The 18,070-nt window shown below is 66.8% G+C and carries 14 protein-coding genes and 1 pseudogene; 8 read left to right on the plus strand and 7 right to left on the minus strand.

The genetic code is table 11. The features are described from left to right. Positions 1-168, minus strand: a pseudogene (glyA, locus tag VJ897_RS13490) (serine hydroxymethyltransferase); the annotation flags it as partial. Positions 169-365: 197 nt separating this feature from the next. Here glyA and VJ897_RS13495 point away from each other — a divergent pair. After that, positions 366-1,127, plus strand: a complete 762-nt coding sequence (locus tag VJ897_RS13495) for an NAD kinase (protein WP_324056218.1) — start codon at positions 366-368, stop codon at positions 1,125-1,127. Positions 1,128-1,192: 65 nt separating this feature from the next. Here VJ897_RS13495 and VJ897_RS13500 read toward each other — a convergent pair whose 3' ends face one another. The 3 genes from VJ897_RS13500 to VJ897_RS13510 form a co-directional block, all read right to left on the minus strand. Beyond that, positions 1,193-1,702 carry a CIA30 family protein gene (locus tag VJ897_RS13500; protein ID WP_324056219.1) on the minus strand — a complete coding sequence of 170 codons (510 nt, stop codon included), beginning with the start codon at positions 1,700-1,702 and terminating at the stop codon, positions 1,193-1,195. A 52-nt stretch (positions 1,703-1,754) separates the two neighbouring features. Then, positions 1,755-3,647 carry a propionate-CoA ligase PrpE gene (prpE, locus tag VJ897_RS13505; protein WP_324056220.1) on the minus strand — a complete coding sequence of 631 codons (1,893 nt, stop codon included), beginning with the start codon at positions 3,645-3,647 and terminating at the stop codon, positions 1,755-1,757. A gap of 211 nt (positions 3,648-3,858) precedes the next feature. Further along, positions 3,859-6,138, minus strand: coding sequence for an NADP-dependent malic enzyme (locus VJ897_RS13510; protein ID WP_324056221.1), 2,280 nt, complete (start codon positions 6,136-6,138; stop codon positions 3,859-3,861). Between the two features lie 359 nt (positions 6,139-6,497). Between VJ897_RS13510 and asnB the strand changes: the two genes are divergently transcribed. The 7 genes from asnB to VJ897_RS13545 all read left to right on the plus strand — a co-directional run bounded on the left by asnB (position 6,498) and on the right by VJ897_RS13545 (position 14,165). Further along, on the plus strand, positions 6,498-8,015 hold the full coding sequence (gene asnB / locus VJ897_RS13515) for an asparagine synthase (glutamine-hydrolyzing) (RefSeq protein WP_324056222.1): 1,518 nt from the start codon (positions 6,498-6,500) through the stop codon (positions 8,013-8,015). 63 nt (positions 8,016-8,078) lie between these two features. Next, the gene (locus tag VJ897_RS13520; protein ID WP_324056223.1) at positions 8,079-8,471 is read left to right on the plus strand and encodes a cytidine deaminase; all 393 of its coding nucleotides are present in this window, start codon (positions 8,079-8,081) and stop codon (positions 8,469-8,471) included. Positions 8,472-8,475: 4 nt separating this feature from the next. Continuing rightward, positions 8,476-9,780 carry a thymidine phosphorylase gene (locus VJ897_RS13525; protein ID WP_324056224.1) on the plus strand — a complete coding sequence of 435 codons (1,305 nt, stop codon included), beginning with the start codon at positions 8,476-8,478 and terminating at the stop codon, positions 9,778-9,780. Then, positions 9,777-10,970: a phosphopentomutase gene (locus tag VJ897_RS13530; RefSeq protein ID WP_324056225.1), complete on the plus strand. Its 1,194-nt coding sequence runs from the start codon at positions 9,777-9,779 to the stop codon at positions 10,968-10,970. The genes VJ897_RS13525 and VJ897_RS13530 overlap by 4 nt, the downstream gene beginning before the upstream one ends. Continuing rightward, a complete protein-coding gene (locus VJ897_RS13535) occupies positions 10,967-11,953 on the plus strand; it encodes an adenosine deaminase (protein WP_324056226.1) in 987 nt (328 codons plus the stop codon). Before VJ897_RS13530 ends, VJ897_RS13535 begins: the two co-directional genes overlap by 4 nt. Beyond that, the gene (gene upp / locus VJ897_RS13540) at positions 11,950-12,588 is read left to right on the plus strand and encodes a uracil phosphoribosyltransferase (RefSeq protein WP_324056227.1); all 639 of its coding nucleotides are present in this window, start codon (positions 11,950-11,952) and stop codon (positions 12,586-12,588) included. Before VJ897_RS13535 ends, upp begins: the two co-directional genes overlap by 4 nt. Before the next feature lie 65 nt (positions 12,589-12,653). After that, the gene (locus VJ897_RS13545; protein WP_324056228.1) at positions 12,654-14,165 is read left to right on the plus strand and encodes an SPOR domain-containing protein; all 1,512 of its coding nucleotides are present in this window, start codon (positions 12,654-12,656) and stop codon (positions 14,163-14,165) included. 135 nt (positions 14,166-14,300) lie between these two features. Here VJ897_RS13545 and VJ897_RS13550 read toward each other — a convergent pair whose 3' ends face one another. The 3 genes from VJ897_RS13550 to VJ897_RS13560 form a co-directional block, all read right to left on the minus strand. Next, positions 14,301-16,493: a 3-hydroxyacyl-CoA dehydrogenase NAD-binding domain-containing protein gene (locus VJ897_RS13550; protein WP_324056229.1), complete on the minus strand. Its 2,193-nt coding sequence runs from the start codon at positions 16,491-16,493 to the stop codon at positions 14,301-14,303. A gap of 10 nt (positions 16,494-16,503) precedes the next feature. After that, positions 16,504-17,715, minus strand: coding sequence for an acetyl-CoA C-acetyltransferase (locus tag VJ897_RS13555; protein WP_324056230.1), 1,212 nt, complete (start codon positions 17,713-17,715; stop codon positions 16,504-16,506). A gap of 120 nt (positions 17,716-17,835) precedes the next feature. Then, positions 17,836-18,048: a hypothetical protein gene (locus VJ897_RS13560; RefSeq protein ID WP_324056231.1), complete on the minus strand. Its 213-nt coding sequence runs from the start codon at positions 18,046-18,048 to the stop codon at positions 17,836-17,838. Positions 18,049-18,070 lie beyond the last annotated feature (22 nt).

Here is an 18,070-nt window from a genome sequence, read left to right on the forward strand (position 1 = left end):
GGACCCCTGCGCCTGCAGAACCGCCGCCGAAACGATGTTCTCCGAGGCGATCAGCTCAATCTCGTGACGCTGACGCCCGAGCTCCTGCTCGATCGCACCCCAAATCTCAGGATCACGCGAAGAAAGCGGATCGGTGAAGAAAGGGTCGGGGTTGGTCGAATGGGTCATGATGATCCTCCTTGACGGACGCCGGCCCGTTCCCGGCCGACAGGTGTTGCCGGGTTTGATATGGGGCAAATCCGTGGCAGGAAAGGCCCAAAGCGACGCAGGACGATGCTTTGGCGTCCGAATAGCGGTATCCGCTGGGGGATTGCCTTTCCCTTCGGCGCGTCGGACAAGGGAACGGACAGACAAGGGACGGACCCATGGCCCCCAAGCTCGCCTTCGTTGCCAGCGATGCGCCCATCGCCCGTCAGGCCGCCGCGGCGCTGGCACGTCGCTACGGTGCGGTGGACGAGCCCGAGGCCGACGTCATTGTGGCCCTTGGCGGCGACGGCTTCATGCTGCACACCCTGCACCGCACCCAGCACCTGGACACGCCGGTCTACGGCATGAACCGGGGCACCGTGGGCTTCTTGATGAACGAATACGCCGAAACCGGCCTGCCCGGGCGGCTGGCGGCGGCAGAAGAAGAGGTGATAAACCCGTTGCGGATGCAGGCTGTCTGCACCGACGCTACAACCCATGACGCGCTGGCGATCAACGAGGTGTCGCTGCTGCGCGCGGGGCCGCAGGCGGCCAAACTGCGCATCCACGTGGACGGCAAGATGCGCATGCCCGAACTGGTTTGCGACGGGGCACTGGTGGCCACGCCTGCCGGGTCCACCGCCTACAACTACTCGGCCCACGGGCCGATCCTGCCCATCGGATCGGACGTGCTGGCGCTGACGGCGGTGGCGGCCTTCCGGCCGCGGCGCTGGCGCGGCGCGCTGCTGCCCAAGAATGCGCGGGTCAGCTTCGAGGTTGTCGACCCCGAACGGCGGCCGGTCATGGCCGATGCCGACGGCAAATCGGTGCCCGACGTGGCCGAGGTACGAATTCACTCGGCCGAAGACGTGAGGCACCGGCTGCTTTTCGACCCGGGCCACGGGCTGGAGGAACGGCTGATCCGCGAACAGTTCGCCTGAGGCCGCCGGGCGCCGCTCCTTGCCGGGCGGACCCCGGCAAGATCGCCCCGCCCGCCGTCCCGGTCTCAGTCCGCGCCGATCCTGGACACGCGCAGGTCGGCCTCATGCTCACGGCCATAGGCAACGAGCGCGACAGCGCGGATATCGGCCGGATCCAGCGGTGCGAGCCTGCCCCCCGACGGGCGAAAATCCTCAAGCGCGATGACGACGTCGGACCAGTCGGGCGGCGCTGTGAAACTGGCCTGGTAGAATTGCCAGGGCAGGCGTGTCGAGCTGCTGCGCAGGTGGACATAGTAGGTCTGGCCATCGCCGCGCACGGTGAGTGTCAGCCGCGTGACCGTCGCGGGAAGACCGTCCAGCTGCTGGCGTGCCTGGATGAAGCCACCGTTGTTGGCCGTGCTCACGGTGCCGGTCAAGTGCAGATGTGGCGGGGTTCCGCCGATCACGGCCTGCCCGTCTGACCGGCCGCCCATGACCCGGTCGGTGAAGAACGACCAGCGCGGGGCAGGGTCATCGGTGAAATCGTCGATCAGCATATCCGCCTGTCCCGGGGACCCGGCGAGCGCAACAAGCATCAAGACGACCAACCCCTTCATGCGGGGCAGGATAACACGTCGCCCGGCCCTGTCACCCCTTGGGGTATCCGATGGTTCCCAGCGCCGTGGTGATCTCGTCCAGGATGGCGGGGTCGTCGATCGTGGCGGGCATCTTGTAGTCCTTGCCATCGGCGATCGAGACCATGATGGCGCGCAGGATCTTGCCCGAGCGGGTCTTGGGCAGACGGTCGACCACCACCGCCAGCTTGAAGGCCGCGACGGGGCCGATGCGCTCGCGCACCAGGGCGACGCATTCCTGTACGATATCGGCGTGCGGGCGCTCCACCCCCTTGGAGAGGCACAGGAACCCCATCGGCAACTGGCCTTTCAAATCATCGCTGACACCGATCACCGCGCATTCTGCCACGTCAGGGTGGCTGGACAGCACTTCCTCCATGCCGCCGGTGGACAGGCGGTGGCCGGCCACGTTGATGACATCATCCGTGCGCGCCATGATCCAGACATAACCGTCCTCGTCGATCATGCCCGCATCACCGGTCTCGTAGTAGCCCGGGAAGGTCGACAGGTAGGATTTGCGGAACCGGTCCGCGGCGTTCCACAGCGTGGGCAGGGTGCCCGGCGGCAGAGGCAGTTTGACCGCGATGGCGCCCAGCTCGCCATTGGGCAGGGGGGTGCCATCCTCGCCCAGAATGTGGATGTCATACCCCGGCATGGGCACCGTGGGGCTGCCCAGCTTGACCGGCAGAGGCTCGACGCCGACGGGATTGCCCGCGATTGTCCAGCCGGTCTCGGTCTGCCACCAATGGTCATAGACCGGTTTGCCGGTCATCGCCTGGGTCCATTCGATGGTGTCGGGGTCGGCGCGTTCCCCGGCCAGGTAGATCGCGCGCAGGCTCGAAAGGTTGTATTTCTTGACAAATTCGCCCTTGGGATCTTCGCGCTTGACCGCCCGAAAAGCCGTGGGTGCGGTGAAGAAACTCTTCACGTTGTGTTCCTCGATGACCCGCCAGAAGGTGCCTGCGTCGGGTGTGCCCACGGGCTTGCCTTCGAACACGATGGTCGTGTTGCCGGCGATCAGCGGCGCGTAGCAGATGTAGGAATGGCCCACGACCCAGCCGACATCCGAGGCGGCCCAGAAGACCTCGCCCGGGTCGACGTTGTAGATGTTCTTCATGGTCCAGTTCAGCGCCACCAGGTGCCCGGCGGTCGGGCGCACGACGCCCTTGGGTTGGCCCGTGGTGCCAGACGTATACAGAATGTAGGCCGGGTGGCTGCCCTCCACGGGGACGCATTCGGCAGGTTCCACCCCGAACTGGAAGCCGTGCCAGTTGAAATCACGACCCTCTTCGAGGTGCGCGACCTCCTGTTCGCGCTGGAAGATCACGCAGAAGTCGGGCTTGTGGTCGGCCTGTTCTATGGCGCCGTCCAACAGGGGCTTGTAGTGCACGACGCGGCCCGGCTCGATCCCGCAGGAGGCGGCGATGATGGCCTTTGGCTTGGCGTCGTCGATGCGCACGGCCAGTTCGTGCGCGGCGAAACCGCCGAAGACGACCGAGTGGATCGCGCCCAGCCGCGCGCAGGCCAGCATGGCCTCCAGCGCCTCGGGGATCATGGGCATGTAGATGATGACCCGGTCGCCCTTGCGCACGCCCTTGGCGCGCAGGGCCCCGGCGAGATTGGCGACGCGGTTGCGCAGTTCCACATAAGAGATTTCGCGCTTGGTGTGGGTGACCGGGCTGTCGTGGATGATCGCGGTCTGCTCGCCCCGGCCCTGTTCCACGTGGCGGTCCACCGCGTTCCAGCAGGTGTTCACCCTCGCGTCGGCGAACCACTCGTAAAGGTTGTCACCCCGGTCGAAGAGTGCCTTTTTCGGGGCCTCGTCCCAGTCGATGGCCTGGGCCGCCTCCATCCAGAATCCTTCCGGGTCGGCCTTCCAGGCCTCATAGACCTCGCGGTATCCCATCGTGTGCCTCCTCCTCATGCGTTGCAAAGGGGATAGGGCAGGGGGTGGCCGTGCGGCAAGCCTGTTGGTGCTTGTCCGAGGCAATCGGACCCGAAATATTTGCAGAATGGACATCTAACACATCCGCATATTTGCAAAGTGCGCATATCCGGGCCGATGCGGGCAAATCTCCGTCCCGGCGTGCAAATCTGCAAAGCCGCGGGGCGGGGAATCACCCGTAGTGCTGCACCGGGGTACCGGCGATGGCGGCCATGTTCAGCAGCCCGCGCGCGGTGATGCCCGGCGTCACCACGTGGGCGCGGTTGCCCATGCCCATCAGGATCGGGCCGACTTCCAGTCCACCGCCCTTCATCTTGAGGATGTTGCGCACCCCCGAGGCAGCGTCGGCATGGCCGAAGATCAGCACGTTGGCCGCGCCGTCCAGCCGCCCGCCGGGCAGCAGGCGCTCGCGCAGTTCGGGGTCGAGCCCGGCATCGACGTTCATCTCGCCCTCGTACTGGAAATCCGTCTCCATCGCGTCAAGCAGGTTGATGGCCTCGCGCAGGCGTTTGCCAGAGCCCTCGGCCTGGTTGCCGAATTGCGATTGCGAGCAGAAGGCGATCCTTGGTTCCACGCCGAAGCGGCGGGCATGGCGGGCGGCGCCGATGGCAACCTCGGCCAGGTTGTCCGGCGTTGGCAGGGACCAGACGTGCGTATCGGCCAGGAACAGTGGGCCGTCCTCAAGGATCATCATGGAAAGCGAGCCATGCGGGCGATAGCTGCCGTGGCCCAGCACCTGGGTGATGTAATTCAGATGCCACCGGAACTCGCCGAAGGTGCCGCAGATCAGGCTGTCGGCCTCGTCGCGCTGGACCATGACGGCCCCGATGGCGGTGTTGTTCGTGCGCATGATGGCGCGGGCCAGGTCGGGCGTGACGCCGCGCCGCGCCATGATCTGGTGATAGGTGCCCCAGTAGTCGCGGTAGCGGGGGTCGTTTTCCGGGTTCACGATCTCGAAGTCGCGGCCCGGGCGCACGACCAGCCCGGCGCGTTCGCAGCGGGCTTCGATCACCTCGGGGCGGCCGATCAGGATGGGCCGTTCCGGGGTCTCTTCGAGGATCGCCTGCGAAGCGCGCAGCACGCGCTCGTCCTCGCCCTCGGCAAAGACGATGCGGCGCGCGGCCTGGCTCGCGGCAATGAAGACAGGACGCATCAGCAGCGCGGATTTGAAGACACTCTCGTTCAGCTTCTGCTTGTAGGCCTCGATGTCGGCGATGGGCCGGGTGGCAACGCCGGTTTCCTGCGCCGCCTTGGCCACGGCACTGGAAACCACCGCGGAGAGCCGCGGATCGAAGGGTTTCGGGATAAGGTAATCGGCCCCGAAGGTCAGTTGTTCGCCCTTGTAGATGCGCGCCGCCTCGGCGCTGGTGGTCTGGCGCGCCAGATCCGCGATCCCTTCGATGCAGGCGATCTGCATCCGGTCGTTGATCTCGGTCGCGCCCGCGTCCAGCGCGCCGCGGAAGATGAAAGGAAAACACAGGACGTTGTTGACCTGGTTGGGAAAATCGCTGCGGCCCGTGGCGATGATGGCATCGGGCGCGACCGCGCGCGCGGCCTCGGGCAGGATTTCCGGCGTCGGGTTGGCCAGGGCGAAGATGATCGGCCGTTCGGCCATCTTGCGCACCATCCCGGGGGTCAGCACGCCGGGTCCGGACAGTCCGAGGAACAGGTCGGCGCCCTCGATCACCTGGTCCAGCGTTGCCGGTTCGGTGCCCTGCGCAAAGGCAGCTTTTTGTGGGGTCGTGTCCACCTCGCGGCCCTCGTGGACAAGCCCCTCGATGTCGCAAAGCCAGACGTTTTCGCGTCGCAGCCCCAGTTTCAGCAGCATGTTGAGACAGGCGATACCCGCGGCCCCGCCGCCTGTGCTGACAACCTTGATGTCCTCGAAGGACTTGTCCGCGACGCGCAGCGCGTTGGTGGCCGCGGCCCCCACCACGATGGCGGTGCCGTGCTGGTCGTCGTGAAAGACGGGGATGTTCATCCGTTCGCGGCAGATCTGTTCGACGATGAAACAGTCAGGCGCCTTGATGTCCTCTAGGTTGATGGCGCCGAAGGTCGGTTCCATCGCGCAGACGATCTCGGCCAGTCGCTCGGGATCGGGTTCGTCGAGTTCGATGTCGAAACAATCGATCCCCGCGAACTTCTTGAACAGGACCGCCTTGCCTTCCATCACCGGCTTTGCGGCGAGCGCGCCGATATTGCCCAGCCCCAGCACTGCCGACCCGTTCGAGACCACGCCCACCAGATTGCCGCGTGCGGTGTAGTCGCGGGCGGTTGCCGGGTCTGCCTTGATCTCGAGGCTGGCCTCGGCCACCCCGGGGGAATATGCGCGGGCCAGGTCGCGGCCGTTGGCCAGCGGCTTGGTGGCGCGGATCTCCAGCTTTCCGGGCTTGGGGTCCCGGTGATAGGCGAGCGCCGCGTCGCGCAGCGAAGTCTCTGTCTTGTCGGCCATGGCGTGCCCCGTCCTCTCGTCCCTGGTCGGTGCGATATTTTGTTTAATGTTAAACAATATTTCCGGCGGTGATGGAAGCCGCCAATGCCCCGACATTGCCATCAATCATGAAGAGGCTCTGTCTTGCAAATCCGAATGCGAGGAAGGGCGCCGAACATCAGGTAAGGCATGTCGCAAACAAGACATAAACCGTCGTTTTATGTTTGATATTCGCCCACTGGCCCCTATGGTCGGGCGACGATCGGTTTCCCGCATATCCAATCCCCAGCGCCCCGGCATGGCCTAATGCGGGGCGCGCGGGCAGTGTCGCGGGCAGCCAGAACGCGAAAAACCGGATACCGAAAGGTCTATATTCAGCCATGTGCGGCTTTGTCTGTCTTTACAACATCGGTGACGAGGCGCTTGCCGCCTCGATGATCGAGAAGATTTCTCATCGCGGCCCCGACGCGGTCGAGGTCATCCGTGGCCAGGGCGCCCCGGTGGTGATGGCGCATTGCCGCCTGTCGATCATCGGCCCCGAGGACGGCAAGCAGCCGATCTACCAGGACCGCGATTTGCTGGTGGCCAACGGCGAGATCTACAATCATGCCGACCTGCGCGCGATCCTGGGCGAATCAGCCTTCGAGACAGAAAGCGACAGCGAGGCGATCCTGCACCTGTTCCGTGACGGCGATTTGCGCTGGATCGCGCGGCTGGACGGCATGTTCGCCTTCGTGCTGGCCACGAAGACCCGCATCATTGCCGCGCGCGACCCGCTGGGGATCAAGCCGCTTTATCTGGCGCGTATCGGCGACGGCATGGCCTTCGCGTCCGAACTCAAGGCCTTCGACGGGCTGGCGCTGGACAGCGTCGAGGCCATCGAACCGGGCTGCCTGTTCGACAGCATCGACGGGATGCGCCGCTGGTATCGTACGCCCCACGGCGCCGCCGAACCCGAAGAGGGGCTGGATGTCGAGGCGACCGCGCGCGAGCTGCGCCTGGTGCTGGAGGAGGCCGTATCGAAATGGATGGTTGCCGATGTCGAGGTGGGCAGTTTCCTGTCGGGCGGGCTGGACAGTTCGATCATCGCCGCCCTGGCCGCGCGGCAACGCAAGATGCCGCTCAAGACCTTCGCAGTGGGCACCGAGGGCAGCCCCGACCTGCTGGCGGCGCGCGAGGTGGCGGCACATATCGGCTCGGACCATCGCGAATACGCCTTCACCGCGCAGGACCTGGCTGCGGTTCTGCCGCATGTCATTTACCACCTCGAAAGCGCGGACGTGGATCTTGTCCGGTCGGCCGTGCCCACGCATTTCGCCACCCGGCTGGCGGTGCAGCACGTCAAGGCCGTGCTGACGGGCGAGGGCGCGGACGAGCTTTTCGCGGGATACAGCTACCACCACGACTACGTTGATCACCCGCAAGAACTGTCGCAGGAGCTGACCCGCAGCCTCAACGCCATGCACAACATCAACCTGCAACGGGTGGACCGCGTGACCATGGCCGAGAGCCTTGAGGCCCGCACGCCTTTCCTCGACAGGGACCTGATCGACTTCGCCCAGTCCATTCCGGCCACGCTCAAACTGCGCCGCACCGACCCCGCGGCGGTGGAAAGCACCGGCGAGACCACGGAAAAGTGGATTCTGCGCAAAGCCTGCGCAGACCTGCTGCCCGCCAGCCTGGTCTGGCGCAAGAAGGCGCAGTTCGATGAGGGGTCCGGCACCGTGGCCGCGCTCGACGCGGCGCTGATGATCGTCAGCGGATCGGACAGGCCGCTGGATCGAGACGCCGAAGCCGCCCTTTACGAGAAATTGCTGCGACAGGCTTACACCGACCCGGAGTTGATCCTGTCGAACGCCGGCACCTGGGACAGCGCGGACCGGATCACCGCCGCCTGACCCCACGCCGAGGCTTGCATCCCCGAAGCCCTCGTCACAATCTGGGGGCCGGAGGGTTGCTCAATGCCGCTTGTCGATGATGCCCGCGCCGTGCGCGCGAACGCCTATGTGCCTTATTCCAACTTCAAGGTCGGCGCGGCCATTCGCGCGGCCAGCGGGGCGGTCTATAGCGGCGTGAACGTCGAAAACGTGGCCTATCCCGAAGGCACCTGTGCCGAGGCAGGGGCCATCGCCGCCATGGTCGCCGCCGGGGACACCGCGATCACCGAGGTCGCAGTTATCGCCGACAGCCCGGTGCCGGTCTCGCCCTGTGGCGGCTGTCGCCAGAAACTGGCCGAATTCGGTGCGGCGGATGTGCCGGTGACACTGGCCACGACGGACGGTGTGACGGTCCAGACCACCATCGGCGAGATGCTGCCCGGCAGGTTTGATGCCCATCAGATGAGTCGGACCTGAGCGCATGAACGCCCGTGCCATCATCGCCAAGCTGCGGCAGGGCCGCAGCCCGGGACGGGAAGAACTGGCCTGGTTCGCAAGGGGGCTGGCCGACGGGGCCGTCTCGGACGCGCAGGCCGGGGCCTTTGCCATGGCCGCCTGTCTGAACGGATTGGGCGAGGAAGGCCGCGTGGCCCTGAGCCTCGGCATGCGTGACAGCGGTGACGTTCTGGACTGGGACCTGCCCGGTCCGGCGATGGACAAGCATTCGACGGGCGGCGTGGGTGATTGCGTTTCTCTGGTGCTGGCGCCCGCGCTGGCGGCCTGCGGTGTCTTCGTGCCCATGGTCTCTGGCCGGGGGCTGGGGCATACCGGCGGCACGCTGGACAAGCTGGAAGCGATCCCAGGCCTGTCGACCAGGGTGGAAGAGGCGCGGTTTCGGGAGATCACCGGCGATGTCGGCTGCGCCATCGTCAGCGCCACCGGCAACATCGCTCCCGCCGACCGCCGCCTTTACGCGATCCGTGACGTGACCGCGACGGTGGAAAGCGTTGACCTTATTACCGCCTCGATTCTCTCAAAGAAACTGGCGGCGGGATTGGATGGCCTGGTGCTGGACGTCAAGTGCGGGTCCGGCGCCTTCATGAAGACCGCCGAAGAGGCCCGCGCGCTGGCCGCTGCGCTTTGCGACACGGCCAATGACGCCGGGACCCCGACGGCGGCGCTGCTGACGAACATGTCGCAGCCGCTCGCCCCGGCGCTGGGCAACGCGGTCGAGGTCGCTGTCTGCATGGAGGTTCTGGCGGGCAACCGTGCCGCGGCGCCGCGCCTGCACGACTTGACCATCGCGCTGTGCGCGCGGGTGCTGGCCCTGACGGGCGAGGACGAGGCCGCAGCGACGGCCCGCGTGGAAACCGCCATTGCCAGCGGCCATGCAATGGAGCTTTTCTCCGCGATGACACACAGCCTTGGTGGTCCGCCAGACATGGACTCCGACTGGCGTACGCATCTGCCGAAGGCTCCCGTCGTGGGCGAGGTCACGGCCCCGCGTGCCGGGCACGTCGCGGTGATCGACGGCGAGGCGCTGGGTCTGGCAGTCGTCGCCTTGGGCGGTGGCCGGCAGGTCGAAACGGACCGGGTGGACCCCGCCGTGGGCCTGACCGAGGTCGCGCCGCTTGGCGCCAAGGTCGCGGCCGGTGACCCGCTGGCCGTGATCCATGCCGCCGACGAGGCGCAGGCCCATGCCGCCGCGCGGTCGGTTCGCGCTGCCATCACCCTCGGCGAGGCCCCCGCTCCCGCCGACCTGATCCTGGAAAGGATGGACCCGTGACGCGCGCTTTTCTGATCGTCATCGACAGCGTCGGCATCGGCGGCGCACCCGATGCCGGTGATTTCTACAACGATGGCGTGCCTGACAGCGGCGCCAACACGCTGGGCCATATTGCCGGCGCCTGCCGGGGGGGACATGCCGAGGAGGGGCGCGCCGGCGCGCTGCAGCTTCCGACCCTGTCGCGGCTGGGGCTGGGACATGCGCTGGAACTGGCCAGCGGCGTGACCGCCCCCGCCCTGATGACCGACCCGACCGGGGCCTGGGGCGCGGCGACCGAGGTCAGCCCGGGCAAGGATACCCCCTCGGGGCACTGGGAACTGGCCGGGGTGCCCGTGCCCTGGGATTGGCACTACTTCGACAAGCCGACCCACAGCTTTCCGCCCGAAGTTGTCGGAAAGGTCATGGAATTTGCCGGGACCGACGGGATATTGGGCAATTGCCATGCCTCGGGCACGCGGATCATCGCCGATCTGGGTGAAGAGCATATCCGCACCGGCTGGCCCATCTGCTATACCTCGGCCGATAGCGTGTTCCAGATTGCCGCGCACGAGGACCTCTTCGGCCTGGACCGGCTTCTGACCCTGTGCAGCAGCCTGGCGCCGACACTGCACGCCATGAAGGTGGGCCGGGTCATCGCGCGGCCCTTCGTGGGCGAGGCGGGCAATTTCACCCGCACGGCCAATCGTCGGGATTTCGCCATCGCCCCGCCAGAGCCGACCCTGTGCGACTGGGCACAGGCCGCCGGTCGCAAGGTGCATGCCGTGGGCAAGATCGGCGACATCTTCTCGATGCAGGGCATAGACGAGGTGCGCAAGGGTGATGACCGCGCCCTGATGGGCCACCTGTCGGACCTTGCCGCCGAGGCCGCCGAGGGGGCGCTGGTCTTTGCCAACCTGGTGGAATTCGACAGCCTTTACGGCCATCGGCGCGATGTTTCGGGCTATGCGCGGCACCTGGAATGGTTCGACGCGCAGCTGGGCAAGCTGCTGGGGCGGCTGCGCGACGGAGACCTGTTGCTGGTCACCGCCGATCATGGCAACGACCCCACCTGGGTGGGGACCGATCACACCCGCGAACGAGTGCCGGTGCTGGCCCATGGGCTGGGCGCGCGTGCGCTGGGGCAAATGACATTCACCGACGTGGCGGCGCTGGTTGCGGCTCACCTCGGGCTGGAAAAGGGCAGGGCATGACGTATCGCGACACCCCCAAGGTGGAACTGCACCTGCACCTCGAAGGCGCGGCGCCGCCAGCCTTTATCCGCGGGCTGGCGCGCGAAAAGAACCTCGACCTGAGCGCGATATTCACTGCCGACGGCGGCTATGCCTACCGCGACTTCGACCATTTCCTGCAGGTCTACGAGGCCGCTTGCACCGCCCTGCAAACGCCCGAGGATTTCCACCGCCTGACTTTGGCCGTGCTGGAGGAAAGCGCGGCCCAGGGCGTTGTCTATTCCGAGGCGTTCCTGAGTCCCGATTTCTGCGGGGGCGGCGACCTGGAAGCCTGGCGCGACTACCTCGCCGCGATCGAGGAGGCCGCCGAGGAGGCCGAGACGCGTTTCGGCATCACCCTGCGCGGCATCGTCACCTGCATTCGCCATTTCGGTCCCTACAAGGCCCGTCCCGCGGCCCGTTGCGCGGTGGAAACGCAGGGCCGGTTCCTGCGCGGCTTCGGCATGGCGGGCGCCGAGATGACGGGCCGGCCCGGCGATTTCGCCTGGGCCTTCGACTGCGCCCGCGAGGCGGGGATGCCGCTGACCTGTCATGCGGGTGAATGGGGCGGGCCGGACATGGTGGCCGACACCCTGCGCGATCTGACGCCGGCACGGATCGGCCACGGGGTGAACGCGATCAAGGACGCGGCGCTTGTGCGGACCCTGGCCGAACAGGGCGTGGTGCTCGAGGTTTGCCCCGGCTCGAACGTTTTTCTGGGCGCCACGGGCGACTGGCCCGATCATCCCATTGCCCGGCTGCGCGACGCCGGCGTCAAGGTGACGGTTTCGACCGACGATCCGCCCTTCTTCCACACGACCATGACCCACGAGTACGAGATGCTGGCAGAGACATTCGGCTGGGGCGAAGAAGAGTTTCGCGCGTTGAACATGACTGCACTGGATGCCGCGTTCTGCGACGCCGAAACCCGCGCGGCCGTGGCCCGCAAACTGGAGGCCGCATGACCCACCTGCCGCACTTGACCCATGTGGAACACCCGCTGGTGCAGCACAAGCTGACGCTGATGCGCCGGGACAGCACCCCCTCGAACCAGTTCCGGCAGCTCTTGCGCGAAATCTCGCATCTGCTGGCCTACGAGATCACCCGCGACCTGCCATTGACGACCGAGCGGATCGAGACCCCCCTGCAATCCACGGATGCCCCGGTGCTGAAGGGCAAGAAGCTGGCGCTGGTCAGCATCCTGCGGGCGGGCAACGGGCTGCTCGACGGGGTGCTTGAGCTGATCCCGTCGGCCCGGGTTGGCTTTGTCGGCCTTTACCGCGACGAGGAGACGCTGCAACCGGTGCAGTATTACTGCAAGCTGCCCGACGCTCTTGAAGATCGCGCGGTGATCGCCGTGGACCCGATGCTGGCCACCGGGAATTCCTCGGTCGCGGCGGTGGACCTGTTGAAAAAGGCAGGGGCAAAGGACATTCGTTTCCTGTGCCTGTTGGCCGCGCCCGAGGGCATCGCCCGGATGAAAGAGGCCCACCCCGACGTGCCGATCGTCACAGCAGCAGTGGATGATCGGCTGGATGACCGTGGATATATTGTTCCGGGGCTAGGGGATGCGGGTGATCGCATGTTCGGCACCAGATAGGGGAACAATCCCTTTACAAAATTGGTATTCTCCCGCATTCTTCCACAAAATATAGTGGGGGAACCATGGGCAGAGCAGGCCTGATCGCAACCGTTCTGGTCTTGACCGGCATGATGGGCGGCCCCGTCGGAGCGCAGAACCTGCGAAATCCATCGCCGCCGTCCGAACAGCCGCCGCAGGCATTCAGTGGCACGCAATTCGTGGATAGCCGTGGCTGCGTCTACGTGCGTGCCGGGCTTGGCGGAGCGACGAACTGGGTGCCGCGCGTGAACCGCGAGCGCAAGCAGCTATGCGGGTTCGCGCCCACACTGGCCGCCATGGTGGCCCCGGCGCCTGCGCCGCAACCTTCCCCCGCGCCCGAACGGACCCGGACCGCCACCGCCACGCCGCAGACGCGCCCGCCGGCCGAACCGGCCCCGGACCCGACGCCGCGCGTGCTGCGCCAACCCGCGCCCGAGGATGAACGTCCCGAGACTCGGCGCCGCATCAGTCGCGCCGAGGCCTGCGCCGGGCGCAGCGGAGTCCAGTCCAACATGATTTCGGCCCGCACGGGGGAGCCCGTCGATTGCGGCCCGGCGGCCCGGGCCACGGTGGCCTTGAGGCCGCCGCCGGCGTCTGCCCCTCGGCAGGCCCGCCCGACCCTGACCCGGGCGCAGGCCTGTGCCGGGCGCAGCGGGCTTCAGCCGACCCTCGTCTCGGCGCGGACGGGCGATCCGGTTGATTGCGGCCCGGCCCCCCGGTCCTTGGCCACTGCCGATACGGGGACCTTGGGCAACAGGCCTGATGTGCCGCCGCGTCGCGCGGGCCCGCGCCGGATGACCATGGCCGAGCTTTGCGTCGAACAGGCCCGCAGCGATCGGCGTTTCGTGAACGCGCGCACGGGGCGGCCCGTCTCTTGCACGATGCCCGGCGCGACCACGGACCCCAGGCCGCAGCCGCGCGGGCTGCGGATCGCGCTGTCGGTGCCGGCGGCGCCCTATGCCAACCCGCTTGACCGGGCGCCTGGATCGACTGCCCGGGGGCCGCGGGCCACGGGCAGCCGGACCGGCCCCGCAGCATATTCCAACCCCTTGGACAGCGCACCGGGCAGCACCGGCGCCGGGCAACCCCAGGTCACACGCGCCGATACCGGGTGGCTGCTTGGCGCCCCCGCGCCCTTTTCCAACCCGGTGGGCGCGCGTCAGGATATCACCCCCGACCCGCCCGAGGGGTACGAGACCGCTTGGAACGACGGGCGTTTGAACCCCGATCGAGGAGTGCCGAGCCGCGTCCGTTACGCCACGCGGTCCGCCGCGCCCGAAGCCAACCCGGCGCCCGCGCCGCAGCCGTCCGGGGGTGACGCGCTCTCGGGGCACCGCTACGTGCAGGTGACTACATTGACCAGCCGCGCGGCCGCGCAGGACGTGGCCCGTGGCTTGCGTGACCGGGGTCTGCCCATGCGCATAGGCGTCTACACCCGCGATGGCACGGAATACCGCATGGTTCTGGCTGGACCCTTCACATCCGACAGCGGGCTTCGGCACGCCTTGTCCACCGCACGCGGCGCGGGATACCAAGGCGCCTTCACCCGCCGCTGACCGGGTCTCCCGGGGGAGAGGCTCCGCATGGCTGTGCGGGGTCTTTCCTTCTGCGGGCCTTGTGCGGGTGCGGCAACCGGCCCCGGCGCAGGCCGGGGCCGCACCGACTGGCGCGGCCCCTTTTCGTGACCTGGCTCAGGCCGCCTTGCTGTCCTGTCCGGTGCCGAAGCGGCCATAGAAGCTCTGACCATTCTCGGCCATCTCGCGCAACAGGGCCGGGCAGGCGAAGCGGTCGCCGTGGGCCGCCGCCAGCTGGTCACAGCGTTCGGCGGCATATGGCGTGCCGAGCATGTCGAGCCAGCCGAACGGCCCACCCGACCACGGTGCGAAGCCCCAGCCGAGGATGGCGCCCACGTCGCCTTCGCGGACGTCCTCCAGCACACCCTCTTGGAGCGCGCGCACCGCTTCCAGCACCTGTGCGAACAACAGCCGGTGCTGCACCTCGGTCAGGTCGGGCTGCGTCTCGGCCTGCTCGTATCGTTCGGTCAGACCGTCCCAGAGGCCTTGCCGCTTGCCCTTGTCGTCATAGGCGTAGAACCCGGCGTTGGCCTTGCGGCCCAGGCGGCCTTCGTCGGCCATCCAGAACAGGACCTCGTCCACCTCTTCATTGGGATAGGCATCGCCCATGGCGGCCTTGGTGGCCTTGGCGATCTTCACGCCAAGGTCGATCGAGGTCTCGTCGGTCAGTTGCAGCGGGCCCAGCGGCATGCCCACCAGCTTGGCGGCATTCTCGATCAGGGCCGGGGTGACGCCCTCTTTCACCATGCGGATCCCCTCGTTGATATAGGGGATGATGCAGCGGTTCGCGTAGAAGAAGCGTTCATCGTTCACGACGATCGGCGTCTTGCGGATCTGGCGCACGTAATCGAGTGCCTTGGCCACCGCGCGGTCGCCCGTTTCCTTGCCCTTGATGATTTCCACCAGCGCCATCTTTTCCACGGGGCTGAAGAAGTGGATACCGATGAACTGGCCGGGACTGTCGGAGGCCTTGGCCAGTTGCGTGATCGGCAGCGTGGAGGTGTTGGAGGCGAATATGCAGTCCGCGCCCACGGCATCGAGCACCTTATTCGTCACCTCGGCCTTGACGCCCATGTCCTCGAACACCGCCTCGATGATCAGGTCGCATCCTTCCAGCGCGGCATAGTCATCCGTGGCGGTGATCAGGTCCAGCGTCGCGGCCTTCTTTTCCTCGGTTGCCTTGCCGCGTTTGATCCCTTTGTCCATGTAGTCGGCGGTATGGGCCTTGCCCTTTTCGGCGGCCTCGGCCGACTGGTCGACCAGCACCACTTCCATCCCGGCCATGGCCGAGACCAGCGTGATACCGGCCCCCATCATGCCTGCGCCCAGCACGCCGACCTTCTTGACCGTCTGGTCTTGCACGTCGGGGCGGTTGGCACCCTTTTCCAGCGCTTCCTTGTTGATGAAGAGGCTGCGGATCATGTTGGCCGACGAGGGGTTCATCAGCACGTGGGTGAACCAGCGCGCCTCGATCTTGAGCGCGGTGTCGAAAGGCACCATGGCGCCTTCGTAGACCGCGCTCAGAAGCGCCTTGGCCGCGGGATAGACACCCTTGGTGCGGCCGTTGACCATGGCACTGGCGCCCACGAAGGTCATGAAGCCCGCCGGATGGTAGGGCGCGCCGCCCGGCATCTTGTATCCCTTTTCATCCCAGGGCTTGACGATATTGGGCTCTGAAAGGACCCATTCCTTCGCGGCTGTCACGGGGTCATCCACGACCTCGTCGATGACACCGGCCGCCTTGGCCTTTTTCGGGTCGTTGAGCTTGCCTTCCAGCAGCAGCGGGCTGGCTGCCATGGCGCCCATCTTGCGCACCAACCGCGTGGTGCCGCCAGCACCGGGGAAGATGCCGACCATGATTTCCGGCAGGCCGATCTTGGCCTTCGGGTTGTCGGCGGCAAAGATGCGGTGGCAGGCCAGGGGCAGTTCCAGCCCGATCCCCAGCGCAGTGCCGGGCAGGGCTGCGGCGATGGGCTTGCCGCCCTTGTTGCGTTCGTCCATGCCCGCGCGCTCGATCTTGCGCAGCATGTGGTGGCCGGCCATCGTGAAATCGAACAGCGCCTTTGCGGGGTCATCCCCGGCTTCGTCGCGGATCGAGGCCAGCGTGTTCAGGTCCATGCCGCCGGCGAAATCGCGCTTGGCGCTGTTGATGACGATGCCCTTGACGGCCTCGTCGGCCAGTGCCGCGTCGATCAGGCCGTTCAACTCCTGCATGGAGTCGCGGGTCATGACGTTCATGGACCGGCCCGGCATGTCCCAGGTGATGATGGCGACGCCCTCGGCGTCGGTTGTCATGGTAAAATCGGTCATGTCTGCCCCCTTACACGCGTTCGATGATTGTGGCCGCACCCATTCCGGACGCGACGCAGAGCGTGGCCAGACCTGTTTCGAGGTCGCGCCGCTCAAGCTCGTCCAGCAGGGTGCCGATGATGATTGCCCCGGTGGCGCCCAGGGGGTGCCCCAGCGCAATGGCCCCTCCGTTCACGTTGACCTTGTCGTGGTCCACGCCGAAGGCCTGCATGAAGCGCAGCACCACGGCCGAGAAGGCCTCGTTCACCTCGAAAAGGTCGAAATCTGCCGGGGTCATGCCGGTCTCGGTCAGGATCTTGCTGGTCACGGGCACAGGGCCGGTCAGCATGATTGTGGGGTCGGTGCCGATCTTGGCGCTGGCCTTGATGCGGGCGCGGGGGGTCAGGCCCCATTTCTCGCCGAATTCCTTCGAGCCGATCAGCACGCCGGCCGCACCGTCCACGATGCCGGAACTGTTGCCCGCGTGATGGATGTGATTGATCCCTTCAAGGTGCGGGTATTTCATCAAGGCCACTTGGTCGAAGCCCGGCATGACCTCGCCCTGTTCCTTGAACGACGGCCTGAGCGCGCCGAGTGACTGCATGTCGGTGCCCGGGCGCATGTGCTCGTCGCGGTCGAGGATCGGCAGGCCGTTCTGGTCCGTGACGGGGATGATCGACTTGTCGAAACGCCCCGCGTCCCAGGCCGCCTTGGCGCGCTTCTGGCTTTCCACGGCGAGCGCGTCGGCGTCGTCGCGGGAAAAGCCATACTCGGTGGCGATGATGTCGGCGGCAATCCCCTGTGGGACGAAATAGCTGTCCATGGCCACGGTGGGGTCCACCGCAACGGCGGCGCCGTCGCTGCCCATCGCAACGCGGCCCATCATTTCCACGCCACCGGCGATATAGCCTTCGCCCGCGCCGGCACGTACCTGGTTGGCGGCCAGGTTCACGGCCTCCATGCCACTTGCACAGAAGCGGTTGATCGACAGGCCCGGGATGGACTGGTCGAGCCGCGATCCCAGCACAGCCGTCCGCGCAAGGCAGCCGCCCTGTTCGCCGACCTGCGTGGCATTGCCCCAGATCACGTCCTCGACGGCGTGCCCTTCCAGGTTGTTGCGCTCCTTGAGCGCGTCGAGCACCTGCGCGGACAGGCGCAGGCTCGTCACCTCGTGCAGGGCACCGTCCTTGCGGCCCTTGCCGCGCGGGGTGCGTGCCGCGTCATAGATATAGGCGTCGGTCATGGTTCCTCCTTCGTGGCTCCGGGCGACGCCCGGATCATCATGTCACAGGGGGCCTGCCGCCGGGGCAGTCCCTCGGTATTCGGGCTGGCCGGCCGATGCGGGATGCCGCGACGGCGCGGGTCATTTCTTGCGGGCCTCCAGCTCGGCATTGAACAGGCGCAGACGGTGGCCGAAACGTTCGCTGTCGATCACGCTGTCGAAATTCTCGAACAGGAAGGACAGCGCTTCGCCTTCGTCCAGGCCGGCCTCGGTGGCGAACCGGCGCAGCCTGCGATAGCCGTCCTCGGTCATCGAGACGGGAAAGCGGCGGGTCAGGCGAAAGCGTTTGGGCATGGTTTCCTCCGGCTGGTGGTCA

It is taken from the genome of Salibaculum sp. (assembly GCF_035270045.1).
In the GTDB taxonomy this organism is placed as follows: domain Bacteria; phylum Pseudomonadota; class Alphaproteobacteria; order Rhodobacterales; family Rhodobacteraceae; genus Salibaculum.

Bases quoted from the DNA above. Each gene is read 5' to 3' on its own strand.
- VJ897_RS13495 (WP_324056218.1), top strand. From the start codon at position 366: ATGGCCCCCAAGCTCGCCTTCGTTGCCAGCGATGCGCCCATCGCCCGT.
- VJ897_RS13500 (WP_324056219.1), bottom strand. From the start codon at position 1,702: ATGCTTGTTGCGCTCGCCGGGTCCCCGGGACAGGCGGATATGCTGATC.
- prpE (WP_324056220.1), bottom strand. From the start codon at position 3,647: ATGGGATACCGCGAGGTCTATGAGGCCTGGAAGGCCGACCCGGAAGGA.
- VJ897_RS13510 (WP_324056221.1), bottom strand. From the start codon at position 6,138: ATGGCCGACAAGACAGAGACTTCGCTGCGCGACGCGGCGCTCGCCTAT.
- asnB (WP_324056222.1), top strand. From the start codon at position 6,498: ATGTGCGGCTTTGTCTGTCTTTACAACATCGGTGACGAGGCGCTTGCC.
- VJ897_RS13520 (WP_324056223.1), top strand. From the start codon at position 8,079: ATGCCGCTTGTCGATGATGCCCGCGCCGTGCGCGCGAACGCCTATGTG.
- VJ897_RS13525 (WP_324056224.1), top strand. From the start codon at position 8,476: ATGAACGCCCGTGCCATCATCGCCAAGCTGCGGCAGGGCCGCAGCCCG.
- VJ897_RS13535 (WP_324056226.1), top strand. From the start codon at position 10,967: ATGACGTATCGCGACACCCCCAAGGTGGAACTGCACCTGCACCTCGAA.
- upp (WP_324056227.1), top strand. From the start codon at position 11,950: ATGACCCACCTGCCGCACTTGACCCATGTGGAACACCCGCTGGTGCAG.
- VJ897_RS13545 (WP_324056228.1), top strand. From the start codon at position 12,654: ATGGGCAGAGCAGGCCTGATCGCAACCGTTCTGGTCTTGACCGGCATG.
- VJ897_RS13550 (WP_324056229.1), bottom strand. From the start codon at position 16,493: ATGACCGATTTTACCATGACAACCGACGCCGAGGGCGTCGCCATCATC.
- VJ897_RS13555 (WP_324056230.1), bottom strand. From the start codon at position 17,715: ATGACCGACGCCTATATCTATGACGCGGCACGCACCCCGCGCGGCAAG.
- VJ897_RS13560 (WP_324056231.1), bottom strand. From the start codon at position 18,048: ATGCCCAAACGCTTTCGCCTGACCCGCCGCTTTCCCGTCTCGATGACC.